The organism is Janthinobacterium sp. BHSEK, assembly GCF_056174685.1.
This window is the reverse complement of sequence record NZ_JBWBYV010000030.1, coordinates 79231-94398: the sequence shown is the minus strand read 5'-3', so window position 1 is coordinate 94398 and position 15168 is coordinate 79231. Positions and strand designations below refer to the sequence as shown.

General features: G+C 65.2%; 12 protein-coding genes and 1 riboswitch. Of the genes, 6 read left to right on the top strand and 6 right to left on the bottom strand.

Annotated elements, in window-relative coordinates; genetic code table 11:
- Nucleotides 1-31: 31 nt before the first annotated feature.
- From AC0V2Y_RS11950 to AC0V2Y_RS11940, 3 genes are all read right to left on the bottom strand, one after another.
- On the bottom strand, nucleotides 32-1591 hold the full coding sequence (locus tag AC0V2Y_RS11950; protein WP_475415284.1) for a methyl-accepting chemotaxis protein: 1560 nt from the start codon (nucleotides 1589-1591) through the stop codon (nucleotides 32-34).
- A gap of 140 nt (nucleotides 1592-1731) precedes the next feature.
- Nucleotides 1732-1929, bottom strand: coding sequence for a hypothetical protein (locus tag AC0V2Y_RS11945; protein ID WP_010399555.1), 198 nt, complete (start codon nucleotides 1927-1929; stop codon nucleotides 1732-1734).
- A gap of 93 nt (nucleotides 1930-2022) precedes the next feature.
- The gene (locus AC0V2Y_RS11940; protein WP_475415283.1) at nucleotides 2023-4866 is read right to left on the bottom strand and encodes a M16 family metallopeptidase; all 2844 of its coding nucleotides are present in this window, start codon (nucleotides 4864-4866) and stop codon (nucleotides 2023-2025) included.
- A gap of 185 nt (nucleotides 4867-5051) precedes the next feature.
- A riboswitch (FMN riboswitch) is annotated at nucleotides 5052-5202 on the top strand.
- 95 nt (nucleotides 5203-5297) lie between these two features.
- Between AC0V2Y_RS11940 and ribB the strand changes: the two genes are divergently transcribed.
- Nucleotides 5298-5945, top strand: coding sequence for a 3,4-dihydroxy-2-butanone-4-phosphate synthase (gene ribB, locus AC0V2Y_RS11935; RefSeq protein ID WP_475415282.1), 648 nt, complete (start codon nucleotides 5298-5300; stop codon nucleotides 5943-5945).
- A gap of 7 nt (nucleotides 5946-5952) precedes the next feature.
- On the opposite strand, the gene AC0V2Y_RS11930 is transcribed toward ribB, so the two are convergent.
- The gene (locus tag AC0V2Y_RS11930; RefSeq protein WP_475415281.1) at nucleotides 5953-7308 is read right to left on the bottom strand and encodes an MFS transporter; all 1356 of its coding nucleotides are present in this window, start codon (nucleotides 7306-7308) and stop codon (nucleotides 5953-5955) included.
- A gap of 119 nt (nucleotides 7309-7427) precedes the next feature.
- Here AC0V2Y_RS11930 and AC0V2Y_RS11925 point away from each other — a divergent pair, with 119 nt between their 5' ends.
- The 5 genes from AC0V2Y_RS11925 to AC0V2Y_RS11905 all read left to right on the top strand — a co-directional run bounded on the left by AC0V2Y_RS11925 (nucleotide 7428) and on the right by AC0V2Y_RS11905 (nucleotide 12359).
- Nucleotides 7428-8303 carry a LysR family transcriptional regulator gene (locus tag AC0V2Y_RS11925; protein WP_475415280.1) on the top strand — a complete coding sequence of 292 codons (876 nt, stop codon included), beginning with the start codon at nucleotides 7428-7430 and terminating at the stop codon, nucleotides 8301-8303.
- A 72-nt stretch (nucleotides 8304-8375) separates the two neighbouring features.
- Nucleotides 8376-9191, top strand: a complete 816-nt coding sequence (locus AC0V2Y_RS11920) for an MlaE family ABC transporter permease (RefSeq protein WP_070224172.1) — start codon at nucleotides 8376-8378, stop codon at nucleotides 9189-9191.
- Nucleotides 9192-9243: 52 nt separating this feature from the next.
- Nucleotides 9244-10269, top strand: coding sequence for an MlaD family protein (locus AC0V2Y_RS11915; RefSeq protein ID WP_475415279.1), 1026 nt, complete (start codon nucleotides 9244-9246; stop codon nucleotides 10267-10269).
- Nucleotides 10266-10937 carry a hypothetical protein gene (locus AC0V2Y_RS11910; protein WP_475415278.1) on the top strand — a complete coding sequence of 224 codons (672 nt, stop codon included), beginning with the start codon at nucleotides 10266-10268 and terminating at the stop codon, nucleotides 10935-10937. The genes AC0V2Y_RS11915 and AC0V2Y_RS11910 overlap by 4 nt, the downstream gene beginning before the upstream one ends.
- Nucleotides 10938-11027: 90 nt before the next feature.
- Nucleotides 11028-12359: an ATP-binding protein gene (locus AC0V2Y_RS11905; RefSeq protein WP_475415346.1), complete on the top strand. Its 1332-nt coding sequence runs from the start codon at nucleotides 11028-11030 to the stop codon at nucleotides 12357-12359.
- On the opposite strand, the gene nosR is transcribed toward AC0V2Y_RS11905, so the two are convergent.
- Complete coding sequence (nosR, locus tag AC0V2Y_RS11900) at nucleotides 12356-13681, bottom strand: response regulator c-di-GMP phosphodiesterase, NosR family (protein WP_475415277.1); 1326 nt, start codon at nucleotides 13679-13681, stop codon at nucleotides 12356-12358. The genes AC0V2Y_RS11905 and nosR overlap by 4 nt on opposite strands.
- Before the next feature lie 20 nt (nucleotides 13682-13701).
- A complete protein-coding gene (locus AC0V2Y_RS11895) occupies nucleotides 13702-15165 on the bottom strand; it encodes an ATP-binding protein (protein WP_475415276.1) in 1464 nt (487 codons plus the stop codon).
- Nucleotides 15166-15168: the final 3 nt, after the last annotated feature.

Genomic DNA, 15168 nt, shown 5'->3' with positions numbered 1-15168 from the left:
GATAAGTTCCCCTCATGACAGAAAAAAGCGGCTAGCGCGCCAGGCGCCGCGGTGCCGCGGCCGGCGCCACGGCGCCCACCTTGAACACGCTGACGATCTGCGCCAGCCCCGCCGCCTGCTCGTTCATCGCCTGCGCCGCCGCCGACGCCTGCTCGACCAGGGCCGAGTTTTGCTGCGTCATGTTATCCATCTCGACGATGGCCTGGTTGATCTGCTCGATGCCGGCGCTCTGCTCGGCGCTGGCCGAGGAAATCTCGGCCACGATATCGGTCACGTGCTGCACGCTGGACACGACTTTTTCCATCGTTTCGCCCGCCAGCGCCACCAGTTTTTCACCGGCGCCCACCTGTTCGGCGGAGCTGTCGATCAATTGCTTGATCTCCTTGGCGGCACCGGCCGAGCGCTGGGCCAGGTTGCGCACCTCGCTGGCGACGACGGCGAAGCCACGGCCCTGCTCGCCCGCGCGCGCCGCTTCCACGGCCGCGTTCAGGGCCAGGATATTCGTCTGGAAGGCGATGCCGTCGATGACGGCGATGATGTCGCCGATCTTTTTCGACGAGGCATTGATGGCGCCCATGGTGTCGACCACCTGGCTCACCACGCCGCCCGCCTGGCTCGCCACTTGCGAGGCAGAAATGGCCAGCTGGTTGGCCTGGCGCGCATTGTCCGCATTCTGGCGCACGGTCGAGGTCATTTCTTCCATGGTCGAGGCCGTTTCTTCCAGGGATCCCGCCTGCTGCTCCGTGCGCGCCGACAGGTCGTGGTTGCCGGAAGCGATCTCGCCCGATGCCGTGGAAATCGATTCCGCATCGCTGCGCACCTGGCTCACCAGGTGCGCCAGGTTGTCGCGCATGGCCTTGATCGCCATCAACAGGCTCGATGTGTCGCCGGGACGCGTGTCGATCTGCGTGGTCAGATCGCCCTGGGCGATTTGCGCCACGATGGCGACAGCATAGTCGGGCTCGCCACCGAGCTGGGCCAGGATGCGGCGCAGCATCAGGGCCGCCAGGGCGCCCACCACCACCATCAGCGCGCCGCCAATGGCCAGCAGCGCACCCGCCTGGGCCCAGAACTTGTGGTTGATGTCATCGATATACGTGCCCGTGCCGATCAGCCAGTCCCACGGCGCAAATTTCACCACGGCATACATCTTCGCCACCGGGTCCTTCACGCCCGGACGCGTGCCGTCCGCCAGCACCAGGCCGATGCGGCTGTTGGCCAGCGCGGCGCGGTAGCGGTCGCCCGACTGCTTCATGTTCTTTTGCGGCGTGCCGATGCGCGAAGCATTCGGATGCACGTACAGCAAGTCCGTGCTGAAATCGCGCACGAAGTAATACATCTCATCCTTGACGAAGCTGCCGATGGCCAGCTTGGCCTGCTGCTGGGCCTGCTCCCGCGTGAGCTTGCCCGACTGTTCCAGCGCATACGCCTTTTCCACCGACGCGTTGGCCAGCTCGACCAGCACCGTCAATTGCTCGACGCGCTCGGCCATCATGGTCTGGCGCAAGGAATACAGGGAAAAGGAAGCGATGAGGACGATGCCAAGCAAGGTGCTGAAACACAATAAAAGAATGCGCGAACGGAGAGTCATGGGTGCCTGGATAAAGAAAATGTGGAATTATAAACAATTTCCCAATGGAAATCTTTTCAGAAAAGCAAAGCGGGCGGCGCTACCGGGCTGATGCCCGGCAGGCACCGCCCGCTTTGTTGCTACTCGCTGTTACTGACGCGTCACGCCAGCGCTTCCTTGGCCGCCTCTTCGGGCGTCAAACCATCATAGAACTGGTCGGTAAACCACTCGACCTGCTCTTCGATATGGTCCTGCGCCTGCGCCACGGTGGCACCGCCGGCCACGAGGAAGCCTTCGACCTCGATACACCAGTTGATCAATTCCAGGGTTTCCGGATCGAGTTCTTCTTTCTTCGCCATCGTATTTCCTTGCTTGTTAAATTGCGATCAGATCAATTAACAGCAGTTTAACAGCTTCGGCACGCTAGCGTCCCGGCAAGCCCGGCATATAAATTACTTGGCCGCGACGTTTTTACGTTCCGGATACAGCACCACCTGCACATAATTGTGCATGTCCAGGTAGCGCTGCGCGGCCAGCTTGACGGCTTGCGGCGTGATGGCGCGCACGCGCTGCTCGTAACGCAGGATGTGCGCGGGATCGCGCCCCTGCGTCACCGAACCCATCAGCTGGCTCATCCAGTAGCGGTTTTCGCGCAGCGATTTTTGCTGGCGCGTGATCCAGTTCAGCTTGACCTTTTCCAGGTCGGCCACGGACGGCCCGTCCGCCTTCATCTTGTTGATTTCGGCAAAGGCCGCGGCGATCACCTTGTCCACGTTTTCCGGTCCCGTCGGCAAATTCAAGGCCACCGAGTAATGGCCGTACGGATGCTGGCCCATCGAGGTTTCAAAGCCGCCGCCATAGATCATGCTCATCTTTTCGCGCAGCACTTCGATGACTTTCAGGTTCAGCACCTCGCCCAGCGCCTGCAGGGTCAGTTTCTGCTCGTCCGAATACGCCGCGTCGCCATTGAAGGTGATGGAAATCGTGCTTTTGGGCTCGCTGCCCATGTAGATATCCTTCTTGACGACCCCGGTCACCGGGCGCATGCCCACGTCGCGGTAGGCGTGCGCCACCTCGCCCACGGGCAAGGTGCCCAGGTAGCTGGCGATCAGCGGCTTGATCTTGTCGAGCTCGAAGCTGCCCGCAAAGATGAAGGTCATGTCGCGCGCGCTGGAAAAACGCTGGCGGAAGATGTCCAATGAACGGTCCAGGCCCACCTTGTCGAAGTCGGCCGCGCGCGGCACGCCATCGACACGCGGGTTGTCGCCATACATGGCGTGCTGGATGGCATCGTAAAACACGGCTTCCGGCTGCGCCATGCTGTTTTTCGCCAGGTCCTGCTGCTTGCCGATGAAGGACTGGTACAGGCCCGCATCCTTGCGCACGTCATGGAAATACAAATACACGAGCTGCAGCATGGCTTCCACGTCGGCGCTGCTGGCCGAGCCGCCAAAACCTTCGCTCAGCTCGCCCAGCGAAGCGCCCACGTTGACCGTCTTGCCGGCCAGCACTTTCTGCAAGTCCAGCGGTGCCAGGTCTTTCAGGCCCATGCTGCCGACCACGGCGCTGGCATAGCGGGCGTTATAGATGTCGGCGTCGCCGAACAGCGACTGGCCGCCGAAGCGCGTCGAGCCCATCAGCACTTGGTCGTTCTTGAAATCCGTCGGTTTCAGCAGCACGCGCACGCCATTGCCCAGGATCAATTCCGTCACGCCGATGGCGCTGTTCAACTTTTCCGAGACGATGCTGCCGCCGGCCGGCGGACCGTCCATCAGCTTGCTGGCAAGCACTTTCTCCGTGCGCGGCTCGACGGTTTGCCGCTCCGCTTGCGCCACGGCGTCGAGCAATTGCTGCTGCGTCGGCACAGTCGAGGCCGCATCGCCCGCTGTCGGTTCGGCGCCCATGAAGACCACCAGCTTCTTTTGCTGGTCGGGAATCACCTTGGCCACCGTCTCGTTGATTTCCTGCAAGGTCACCTGCGGCAAGAGTTCCTGCGCGTACAGCAATTCGTTGGCGATGCCGGGAATGGCTTCCTGTTCCAGGAAGTTGCGCGAATACTCGGCCACGAAACCGGCCGAATCGGACTTGTCGCGCTCGCTGTACGCGCGCTCGTAATTGCGCAGCATGTCCTTGCGCGCGCGGTCCAGCTCATCCTGGCTGAAGCCGAAGCGGCGCGCCCGTTCATCTTCCTGCACCAGCGCATCGACGGCCGGCTGCACGCCGCCCTTGCCCAGCAAGGCATACGCGCTGAACGATTCATAGCCGCGCACCAGCTTGCCCATGCTGCTGCCGCCCTGGATGAAGGGCGGGTTCGCCTGCTGCGTCAATTCCTGCATGCGCGCGCTGAGCATCTGGCCATACAGGTTTTCGATCATCTGGCGGCGGTAGTCGGCGATGGTGACGGGTTCCTGCGCGGCGCGGATGGGGTAGCGGATGAAGACGCTGTCGTCCGGCGCTTCCTTGTCCGTGATCACCAGCGCTTCCGTTTGCGAACGCTGCGGCACTTCCGCATACAGGCGCGGACGCGGTTTCGCGGGGTTTTTCAGCTTGCCGAAATGCTGCCGGATCAGCTTTTCAGCCTGTTTCGGCTCCACGTCGCCCACCACCATCACGGCCATCAGATCGGGACGGTACCAATCCTTGTAAAAACGCTTGATGGCTTCCGGCTTGAACGTCTTTAACACGGATTCCTTGCCGATCGGCATGCGTTCCGCATAGCGCGAACCGTTCAGCAGTTTCGGATACAAGACCTTGTTCATGCGGTCGCTGGCGCCCTTGCCCAGGCGCGCCTCTTCCAGCACGATGCCGCGCTCGCTGTTAATGTCGGCCGGATTGAATTTCAAGCCATGCGCCCAGTCTTCCAGCACGAGAAACCCCTTTTCCAGGTTTTCCTTCCTGTTCGTGGGAATCGGCAGCACGTAGACGGTTTCATCGAAGCTCGTGTAAGCGTTCAGGTCGGCGCCGAACTTCACGCCGATCGATTGCAAATAGGAAATCAGTTCATTGCGCTTGAAATGCGTGGAGCCATTGAAGGACATGTGCTCCGTGAAATGCGCCAGGCCTTGCTGGTCGTCGTCTTCCAGGATGGAGCCGGCTTTCACCACCAGGCGCAACTCCACTTTCTGCGCGGGACGGGCATTTTTCTTGATGTAATAGGTCAAGCCGTTCGGCAGTTTTCCGACGGTAACTTCTGGTGCCAGCGGCAGGGGATCGGTCAAACGGATTTCCGCCTGGGCCATGCAGGCGCACGCCAGCAAGACGGCGCCCGAGATCAGGCGTAATTTACTCAGCTTCATGTATTCTCAACGGTAAGATTCAGTAGTCATACCTTACACTGAAATCGTCTTTCCGCCATTAAAAACAGCTTAGGGTAAACCATTTTTCCCAGGGAACTTTGCCGAATAGCAAACTCAACAGTGTCCTGCCACATTTTTTCATCTGTGCTAAAGTATTGCCGCCGGTCATGTGGACCGGCACAACAATACGTCTTCGGGGCGGGGTGCGATTCCCCACCGGCGGTAAGACCGGCAACGGTCAAGCCCGCGAGCGCTTTCCAGGCACCGCTTGGAGAGGTCAGCAGATCCGGTGTGACTCCGGGGCCGACGGTATAGTCCGGATGAAAGAAGATGTGCAGTAAACGCGATGTCCGATCGACCTGTCGATGCGGCCGGCTGCGTCTATTCGCTTGCCCTGCAGCGTTTTTCGCCTATGCGAGGAGCGTTTCACCATGTTAGTCAACAGCTATACCCTGCTTTCCAACGACCTGGAAGGTCGCATCCAGTCCGCCCTGGCCGCCATGCGCGCCGGCATTCCCGTCATCCTGCTCGACGATTTCGACCGTGAAAACGAAGCCGACCTGATCCTGTCTGCCGAGAAACTCACGCACGAAACCATGGCTTTGCTGATCCGCGAATGCAGCGGCATCGTCTGCCTGTGCCTGCCCACGGACGTCGTCAGCGCGCTGGAATTGCCGCCCATGTCGTCCGACAACGGCAGCCGCTACGGCACGCCGTTCACCGTCTCCATCGAGGCGCGCGACGGCGTCACGACGGGCGTGTCGGCCGCCGACCGGGTCACCACCATCCGCGCCGCCATCGCACCGAACGCCAAGCCCGCCGACCTGGTGCGCCCCGGCCACGTCTTCCCCCTGCGCGCCGCGCCCGGCGGCGTGCTCGAGCGCCGTGGCCACACGGAAGGCTCCGTCGACCTGTCGCGCATGGCGGGCCTGAACCCGGCCGCCGTGCTGTGCGAGCTGATGAACCCGGACGGCACCATGATGCGCGGCGACGATATCGAACGCTTCGCCGAACTGCACGGCATGCCGATCCTGACCATCGAAGAACTGGTGGAATGGCGCAGCACGCACGAACAGTAAGCCTGCTTCAGGCGGCGGCCACGGCCTTCGGCAGATGCACGTGGCGGTACACGAGGCCCGCCGCCAGGCCATACGCGGCGGCGATCGTCGCGTAGGCCAGCGGCAGGCGCAGCGACCAGTCGGGCAGCATGTGCAGGATGCTGCCGATCAGCGCCACGCCCACCAGCGCGCCGATCTGGCGGTTGGCATTCAGGGCCGCCGCCGCGCTGTTCGCATGCCGCTTGCCGGCCACCCGCATCACGGTGGCCGTCATGGCGGGAATGGCGATGCCGATGGCCACGTTCATGACGGCCGTGCCCAGCGCCAGCCAGCCATACGGCGTGCCCGGACGCAAGCCCATCAGCAGCAGGGCCATCGCGGCCCCCACCAGCAAGCCGGCCAGCATGGGCCAGCGCGTGCCATGACGGGCCGCGATACTTCCCGCCATGAAGTTCCCCACCGTATAGGCCGCCATCATGGGCAGCAGGCGCAAGCCCGACTGCAGGGCATCGGCGCCGCCCGACTGCTGCAGGAACAGGCTCAATAAGAACAGCTGGCCGAACACGCAGAAATTGATCAGAAAACCCACGCCATTGGCCGCGCCGAAGCTGCTGCTGTGAAACAGTTCACGCGGCAACAGCGGATGGCTGCCGCTGCGCTCGCGCCGCAGCAACTGCCCGGCCGACAACAGCGTCAACGCCCCCGCCGCCAGCACGCCGGGCGACAGCCAGCCCAGCACGGGCCCTTCGATCAGCACGAAACTGAGGCCCGCCAGCGCCGCCACGCCCAGCGCATGGCTGAACAGAGACAGATCGCGCGGCTGGCGCGCCGGCGCGGCCAGCAGCAGCTGCGCCATGACGATGGCCAGCAGGCCCAGCGGCACGTTGACCCAGAACACGCTGCGCCAGCCGAACTGGTGCACGAGGATGCCGCCGATCAAGGGGCCGGACGCACCGGCCACGCCCACCAGCGCCGACCAGGCGCCCAGCATGCGCGTGCGTTCGCGCTCGTCGTCAAAGCTGTGCGTGAGCAGGCTGAGCGAACTGGGCATGAACAGGGCCGCGCCCGCGCCCTGCAGCAGGCGCGCCGCCGTCAGGAAATGCCCGTCGGGCGCGGCGCCGCACAGGATCGAGCCGAGGATGAAGACGCCGAGGCCGCCCTGGTACACGGCTTTCGGCCCGTAGCGGTCGGCCAGCGCGCCGCCGGCCAGCAGCAGCGCGGCGAACGTCAAGGTGTAGCCGTCGACCACCCAGACCAGGCCCGTCAGCGGGATATGCAAGTCCAGCGCGATATCGGACAGCGCCACGTTGACGGCCGTGACGTCGAGCATGGCCATGACGAAGCCGAAGGCCAGGGTCAACAGGAGCGGTGTGGGGGCAGTCATGGTACTCCTTGCAGTAACAGGGGGCAGCCATTATGCGAGCGTTGCACGATGCAGTAAACAGGCATAAACTCGGCACACTGATGCAAAAATGCATTACCATACGCAATAGGAGAAGCAGCTTGGATTGGGATAACGCGCGCATCTTTCTGGCCATCGGCCGGGCCGGCACCCTGCGCGGCGCGGCCGCCCTGCTGTGCATCGACCAGGCCACCTGCGGGCGCCGCCTGGCCGCGCTGGAAACGTCGCTGGGCGCCACCCTGTTCCTGCGCACGCCGTCGGGCTATGTGCCCACGCCGGCCGGCGAGCTGGCGCTGACGGCCGCCGAGGCGATGGAACGGGCGGCCGACAAGCTGCAGCGCGAGATGCAGGGCGTCGACACCCGTTTAAGCGGCCTGGTGCGCGTGGCCACCACCGACACCATGGCCAGCCATTTCGTCATCCGCGCCATGCAGCGGCTGCACGCGGCGCATCCGGACATCCGCATCGTGCTCAACGTGGCGCCCGCGCTGGCCAGCCTGACGCGGCGCGAAGCGGACCTGGCCGTACGCGGCGTGCGTCCCACCGACCCGGACCTCATTTCGCGCCACCTGGTCAAGCGCAGCCTGGGCCTGTACGCATCGAAGACCTATCTGGCCGCACGGGGCGAACCCGTGCGCGGCACGGCGCTGGCCGGCCACGACATCGTCATCTACCACCATTCCGTGACGCCGCGGCACGCGGAGAAAATCGCGGGAGAGCCCGTCGCCAACGCCAGGGTCGCCATGGAAGTCAATTCGGCGGCCATGCTGCAGGAAGCCACGCGCGCGGGCCTGGGCGTGGCCGAGCTGGCCACTCACCTGGGCGACATCGACCCGCAGCTCGTGCGCATCTGGCCCGAACGGGCGGAAAGCTACGACGTGTGGCTGGTCATGCACGCCGACCTGAACCGCTCGGCCCGCGTGCGCGCGGCGGCCGACGCGATTATCCACAGCGTCGCCAGCGTGGCCGGCCAGTAGCCAGGCTGCCGGGCACGGCCGCACGGCAGGACAATCGCTTGTATCGAACGCATCCAATGTTAAGATGCCATGATGACCCTCTCCGTCTCCCTCATCATCAGCCTGCGCCGCCTGCACCGGGCCACCATGGCCTGGCTGGTCAGCTGGTGGCGCATGCTGCATTTCGCCATCCTCGTGTTTTCGCTGGCCCTGTCGCCGTCGAGCTATAACCGCGACAACCGTCCCATCCTCGCGCACCGCCTCGTGACGAACACGGCGCCCAACCTCGTGTGGTTCAGCGTGGCCTGCGCGCTCGTCAGCCTGGTGCTGATCCGCATCGTCGTCGTCAGCGCGCAAAGCTACGGCCTGTCGCGCTATGCGCTGGAAATGGTGGTGCGCGTGCTGGTGCTGGAACTGATACCGCTGACGGCCGCCCTGTTCGTGGCGCTGCGCCTGACCCTACCCGACGGCATTGCATTTGCGCAAATGCGCTCTTCCGGCATGCTTGACACCATGCAGCGCCAGGGCGTCGACCTGCTGCGCCGCGAATACTTTCCACGCGTCATGTCCGGCATCTTCGCCGTGTGGATGCTGGCCATCGTCAGCTGCGTCACCTCGCTGATCCTCGCCTACCTCACCATCTACGGTTTCACGCCATGGGCGCTGCAAGGCTACACGCGGGTGGTGGGACAGATCTTCAATCCGGCCGTGGCCCTGATCCTGATGCTCAAGGTGATCTTCTTCAGCTTTGCCGTGGCCCTGATCCCGCTGGCCTCCTCGTACTATCCGGAAGACCCGCACGGCCGCCGCAACCGCCTGTGGGCCGCGCACGGCCTGTCCGAAATGCTGCGCCTGTTTTCCGTCATCCTGCTGATCGAAGTGGCTTCGCTGATGGGCAATTACTACTGATGCCCGCCACTCGCCAGCGATTCCGATTTCCCCCATACCAGAGCCAGAAGCCATGAGCCAACCGCAAAATCCCGACCAGGTCGACGTCACGGCGCCAGCCGGTCTCACGCAAGATTCCGTCCTGCCCGCCCCGCCGCCCGTGCGCCACGCCGAACTGAAGGCGGCCATCCTGCTCATCTTCATGTTCGTGCTGGTGGTCGGCTCCGTCGTCTACCTGATGTATGCACGCGGCGCCTTCGAAGCCACGCAAACCCTGGTGCTGACGGCCGACGATTCGGACGGCGTGGGCGTGGGCGCCGACCTGACCTTTTCCGGCTTTCCCATCGGCCGCGTGCAGCGCATCGAACTGGCGCCGGACGGGCGCGCGCGCGTCATCGTCGACGTGCCGCGCAAGGATGCGCACTGGCTGCGCAGCAGCTCCATCTTCACCCTGGAGCGGGGCATCGTGGGCGGCGCCAAGCTGCGCGCCTACAGCGGCATCCTGACGGACCCGCCGCTGCCCGACGACGCCACGCGCGACTTGCTGGTGGGCGACATGGCGGCGGAAATCCCCCGCCTGCTGGCCGCCGCCAAGGATTTGCTCAACAACGTGGCCAGCCTGACGGGCAGCGATTCCGCCCTCGACGGCACCTTGCGCAACGTGCAGGCCGTGACGGGCAAGCTGAGCGGCCCTGGCGGCGCCATGGGCTTGCTGACGGGCGACGACAAGCAGTCGCGCCTGCTGGTCGAGCGGGCCAACGCCCTGCTGGTTACGGCCGACCAGCTGGCGCGCCGCACGGATGGCCTGGTGGCCAATGCCGACACGCGCGTCTTCGGCGACAAGGGCGTCATGACGGATGCGCAGGCAACCATCGTGCAGCTGAACGCCCTGCTGGCCGACACGCGCGCCAGCCTGAAAAAAGTCGACGCCGTGCTGGTCGAGGCGCAAGCCGTGGGCGCCAACGCCAGGGCGGCGACCGCCGATCTGGGTCCGCTGCGCGCGGACGTGGAAAGCAATCTGCGCAAGGTCGAGCAGCTGGTCAATGACATCAACCGCAAATGGCCGTTCAAGCGCAATCCGGAGATCAAACTGCCATGAAAATGTCCCGCCCCGCCCTCGCCGCCCTGCTGTCCACCTTGCTCGCCGCCTGCTCCAGCGGCCCGCCCGTGCCCGACTGGAAGATGAATGCGCAAAGTTCCATCGAACGCTTCCAGGCCGCCTATCTGAATGGCAACGCCCTGGTCGAGCAGACGGAATTCCGCCGCGCCCGCAGCCAGGTGGCCGGCACGGGCAAGCTCGAACTGGTGGCGCGCATCGAACTGCTGCGCTGCGCCGCCCGCGTGGCCAGCCTGGCCTTCGAGGACTGCGCCGGCTTCGATGCCCTGCAAGCGGACGCGAACGACGCCGACCGCGCGTATGCGGCCTATTTGGCCGGCAAGGCGCAAGGGTCCGACGCCGCCCTGCTGCCGCAAGCGCAGCGCGCGGCCGCCGGCGCCGCATCCGACACGGCCGCCGCCAGCGCCGTGGCGGCCATCGATGACCCGCTGTCGCGGCTGGTGGCGGCCGGCGTGCTGCTGCGCTCGGGCCGCGCCACGCCGGCGCTGCTCGACACGGCCGTGGCCACCGCCTCGGACCAGGGCTGGCGCCGCCCGCTGCTGGCCTGGCTGGGCGTGCAGCGCCTGCGCGCCGAACAGGCGGGCGACACGCAAGCGGCGCAGCGCATCGCGCGGCGCATGGCCATCGTCGAACAGCCGCCGGCCCCTTGAGCGTGTGCCCATGGACGGCCCAAGGCAGGCAGAATCAGGCATAATTCAGCCAGGATGACAGCTATGCCGTGCAGGCAGCGAGGTGTGACGATGCAGTTCGAGGATTTCGACCTTTCCACCCCCGATACCGGCCGGCATGCCGGGGCAGCGCCTGATGCGGACGCGTCGGCGGCCACGGCCGTGCGCCTGCAATACCTGCTCGACAATACGCCTTCCATCATCTATTGCACCGTGCCCAGCGGCGACTTCAAGATGACCTTTGTCAGCAACAATGCCCTCAATGTGCTGGGCTACCAGCCCGAGGAGATGGTGGCCGACCCGAATTTCTGGTTCGATCACATCCACCCCGACGATGCCCCCGGCATCTTTTCCAGCCTGGCACAGATCTTCGTCGAAGGCGCGCGCGCCTATGAATACCGTTTCCGCGTGCGCGACGGCAGCTATCTGTGGATGCACGACAGCCTGCGCCTGGTGCGCGACGAGCACGGCGTACCGTTCGAGGTCATCGGTTCGCTGACGGATATCACGGAACGCAAGGGCATGGAAGCGATGCTGCAGGCGCGCGGCGAGGAGCAGCAACTACTGATCAGCAAGTTGCAGGAAGCGCACGACCAGCTGCTGCAATCGGAAAAGATGGCGTCCATCGGCCAGCTGGCGGCCGGCATCGCGCATGAAATCAACAACCCGATCGGTTTCGTCAACTCCAACATGAGTTCGCTACAAGCCTATGTCGGCACCCTGTTCGACGTGATCGCCCAGTATGAAGCGGCGATGCGCGAGCCGCTCGACGGCCCGGCCCTGGCCGCGCGCGTGGCCCAGGTGCGCGGCCAGGCCGATCTGGCCTTCCTGCAGGACGACATCGGCGACCTGGTGCGCGAATCGATGGATGGCTTGAAACGCGTGCGCGACATCGTGCAGGCGCTGAAGGATTTCTCCCACGTGGGCGAGACGGACTGGCAAGTGGCCAGCCTGCATGCGGGCCTGGACAGCACCCTGAATATCGTCGCCAACGAACTGAAATACAAGGCGCGCATCGAGAAGCACTATGGCGAGCTGCCGCCGATACTGTGCCTGGCTTCGCAGCTGAACCAGGTGTTCATGAACCTGCTCGTCAACGCGGGCCAGGCCATCAGCAGCGACGGCGTGATCAGCATCCGCACGGGCCACGCGGGCGACTGGGTGTGGGTGGAAATCGGCGACACGGGCGCCGGCATCGCGCCCGAGCACCTGAACCGCATCTTCGAGCCGTTCTTCACCACCAAGGCCGTGGGCAGCGGCACGGGCCTGGGCCTGTCGCTGTCGTACGGCATCGTCAACAAGCACGGCGGACGCATCGAGGTGGCGTCGGAAGTGGGCCAGGGCACGCGCTTTACCGTGCACCTGCCGCTGCAGCCGCCCAGCGCCGCTGCCGCGAACGCCTAGGCATCCTTCACGGGCGCGTACACGCGGATGCTCAGGCGCCCGCCATTCTTGCCTTCGAAATCGAGCAGCTGGGCGATCACGCGGGCCGTCAGCACGTGTTCGGCCGCCAGCAGCATCAGGCCGTCGCGGCTGATCAGGTCGCGCGACAGCGTCATGCCCGGCTCCAGCTGGCCCGACAGCACGGTCAGGTCGCGCGCCGGCGGCTCCGTCTCCTCCATGATGCTGCGGAAAGCGGCCACCACGGCCGGGTCGTAGCGCTTGCCGACGCTGTCGTAGATCAGGGTGCGCGCTTCGTCGGCGCGCAGGCTGCGCTGCACCATGGCGCCGATCTGCAAGCCGTCGTAGTCGGACGCCAGCGCCAGGATGCGCGCGCCCATGGGGATGGCCAGGCCCACCAGGCCGTCGGGAAAGCCGCCGCCGTCGAAGCGCTCCAGCTGCGAGCGCAGGATGACGGAAACGGCGCGCAGCTCGTCGAGCGCCATCAGCAGCTGTTCGGCGCGCAGCGGATGCTTGCGGAAGGCGGCCAGCTGCTCGCCCGTCCAGGCGCTGGCCGGCAGTTCCAGCACGTCGTCACTCAGGCTGAGCTTGCCGATATCCTTGAGCAGGGCCGCGATGAACACGTCGCGCGCCTCCTGCCCTTCCAGGCCCAGCGCCTGCGCCAGCTTGCGCGACAGTTCGGCCACCCTGCGCGCATGGCCGGCCAGCTTGCCGCCGCGCATTTCGATCAGGTTGGAAAACACCTTGATGGTCGTCACGAACGTGGCCTTCAGGCGCTCGTTGGCCGCCTGCACCTCGTCGTGCGACTGCTTCAGCTGCTGCGTGCGCGTGGCCACCTTCGCTTCCAGGCTGGCGTTGAGCGCCTGCAGCTCCACGTTCTGGCTGGCCGTCAGCGCTTCCAGGCGCCGTTTTTCCTGTTCCAGCGCGCGCCGTTCCAGCGCGTGGCGCACCACCAGCACGATATCGTTCTCGTCCCACGGCTTGGTCACGTAGCGGTAGATCTCGCCCTGGTTAATGGCGTCGAGGATGGACTGGATGTCGGCATAGCCGGTCAGCAGCAGGCGGATGGTGCCGGGCCAGCGCTGGCGCACCTGGGCCAGGAACTGCGCGCCATCCATGTGCGGCATGCGCATGTCGGAAATGACCAGGTCCACCGTCTCGCTCTCGAGCAGGGCCAGGCCGGCCGCGCCGCCGTCGGCCGTCAGCACGCGGTAGCCGTGCGGGCGGAACAGCCGCCGCAGCGACGACAGGATATTCGGCTCGTCGTCGACGCACAGGATGGTGGGCGGCGCGGCCGCGGTGCTGGCGCTGGTACTGGTGCTCATGCTCATGCTGTCCTGTTCGGTCATGGTGCAACGGCCTGCGCCTGGCGCACGGGCAAGGTGATGCGGAAGGTGGTGCCGCGGCCGATGACGCTGCGCACGTCGATGCGGCCATGGTGTTTCTGCACCGTCGTGTAGGCCAGCGACAGGCCCAGCCCCGTGCCCTTGCCGACGGCCTTGGTGGTGAAGAACGGATCGAAGATGCGCGACAGGTGTTCGGGCGCGATGCCGCCGCCCGTGTCCTCGACCTCGATCCACACTTCCGTCGCGTTGTCGCTGCCCGTGCGCAGGGTGATGCGTCCGCGCGCCTCGCCCATGGCGTGGGCCGCGTTGACGACGAGGTTCATGATCACCTGGTTCAGCTCGGAAGGCTGGCATTCGATGTCGGGAATGTCGCCATACTCGCGCACCACGTCGGCCTTGTACTTGACCTCGTTGTTCACGATATTGAGCGTGGTATCGATACCCTGGCGCAGATCGGCCCAGACCCACTCCTGGTGCGCATCCGTGCGCGAAAAATCCTTCAGGTCCTGCACGATGCGGCGCACGCGCGCAATGCCTTCCTTCGACTCGCCCATCAGCATGGGAATGTCGCTGCGCAGGAAGTCGAGGTCGATCTGTTCGCGCAGCGCGCGCAGGCGCGCCGCCACCACGGGGTCGGCGACGGCCGGTTCGGCGTCCTCGTAGGCGTCGAGCATGCTGAACAGGTCATCCAGATAGCCTTCCAGGGTGCCGACATTGGAAAACACATAGCCGATGGGATTATTGATCTCGTGCGCCACGCCGGCGGCCAGCTGGCCGATCGACGCCAGCTTTTCCGACTGCAGCAGCTTTTGCTGGGCCAGCGACAGCTTGCTGTTCAATTCCGTCAGGGCCAGGTTGCGTTCGCGCAGCTCCAGATCGGCGATCTGGCGCTGGCGGATGTCGTCGGCCAGGCGCTCGTTCATTTCGGCCAGCTGGGCCGTGCGCTTGGCCACCAGGTGCTCCAGGTTGTCGTGCGCCTTGCGCAGCGCCAGTTCCGCCAGGCGCCGTTCGCTCACGTCGCGCAGGGTTTCGATGGCGCCCACCAGGCGCCCCTGGCGGTCGCGCAGGGGCGCCGCCGTGAAATGCAGCCAATGGCCGTCGGGCCCGATATCGGCAAAGAAATCTTCGGCTTCGTAGGCGCCGGGGATCACGGGAGAACGCTTCAGCTTGCCAAGGTAGAGGTCATTTTCACCGAGCGCGATATCGTCGGCCACCAGCAGGTCGGCCAGGCAGGCGCGCGGCTGCGGATAGAACGCCTTCCAGTGGTCGCGCGTGCCGACCATCTCGGCGGCCGTAAAGCCCAGCAGCTGCTCGCAGGCGCTGTTCCAGTGCGTCACCACGTGGTCCGTGTCGATGGCGAAGGTGGCCACGGGATGGCCGTCGAAAAACGCCGACAGCGCGATGGTGTCGCCCTGGCGGCGTTCCGGCGTGGCGGGCAGCGCCTGCCCTGCGTCTGTGTCCATGGC

Coding starts and splice junctions, on each gene's coding strand:
- AC0V2Y_RS11950 (WP_475415284.1), bottom strand. CDS start 1,591: ATGACTCTCCGTTCGCGCATTCTTTTATTGTGTTTCAGCACCTTGCTT.
- AC0V2Y_RS11945 (WP_010399555.1), bottom strand. CDS start 1,929: ATGGCGAAGAAAGAAGAACTCGATCCGGAAACCCTGGAATTGATCAAC.
- AC0V2Y_RS11940 (WP_475415283.1), bottom strand. CDS start 4,866: ATGAAGCTGAGTAAATTACGCCTGATCTCGGGCGCCGTCTTGCTGGCG.
- ribB (WP_475415282.1), top strand. CDS start 5,298: ATGTTAGTCAACAGCTATACCCTGCTTTCCAACGACCTGGAAGGTCGC.
- AC0V2Y_RS11930 (WP_475415281.1), bottom strand. CDS start 7,308: ATGACTGCCCCCACACCGCTCCTGTTGACCCTGGCCTTCGGCTTCGTC.
- AC0V2Y_RS11920 (WP_070224172.1), top strand. CDS start 8,376: ATGACCCTCTCCGTCTCCCTCATCATCAGCCTGCGCCGCCTGCACCGG.
- AC0V2Y_RS11915 (WP_475415279.1), top strand. CDS start 9,244: ATGAGCCAACCGCAAAATCCCGACCAGGTCGACGTCACGGCGCCAGCC.
- AC0V2Y_RS11910 (WP_475415278.1), top strand. CDS start 10,266: ATGAAAATGTCCCGCCCCGCCCTCGCCGCCCTGCTGTCCACCTTGCTC.
- AC0V2Y_RS11905 (WP_475415346.1), top strand. CDS start 11,028: ATGCAGTTCGAGGATTTCGACCTTTCCACCCCCGATACCGGCCGGCAT.
- nosR (WP_475415277.1), bottom strand. CDS start 13,681: ATGAGCACCAGTACCAGCGCCAGCACCGCGGCCGCGCCGCCCACCATC.
- AC0V2Y_RS11895 (WP_475415276.1), bottom strand. CDS start 15,165: ATGGACACAGACGCAGGGCAGGCGCTGCCCGCCACGCCGGAACGCCGC.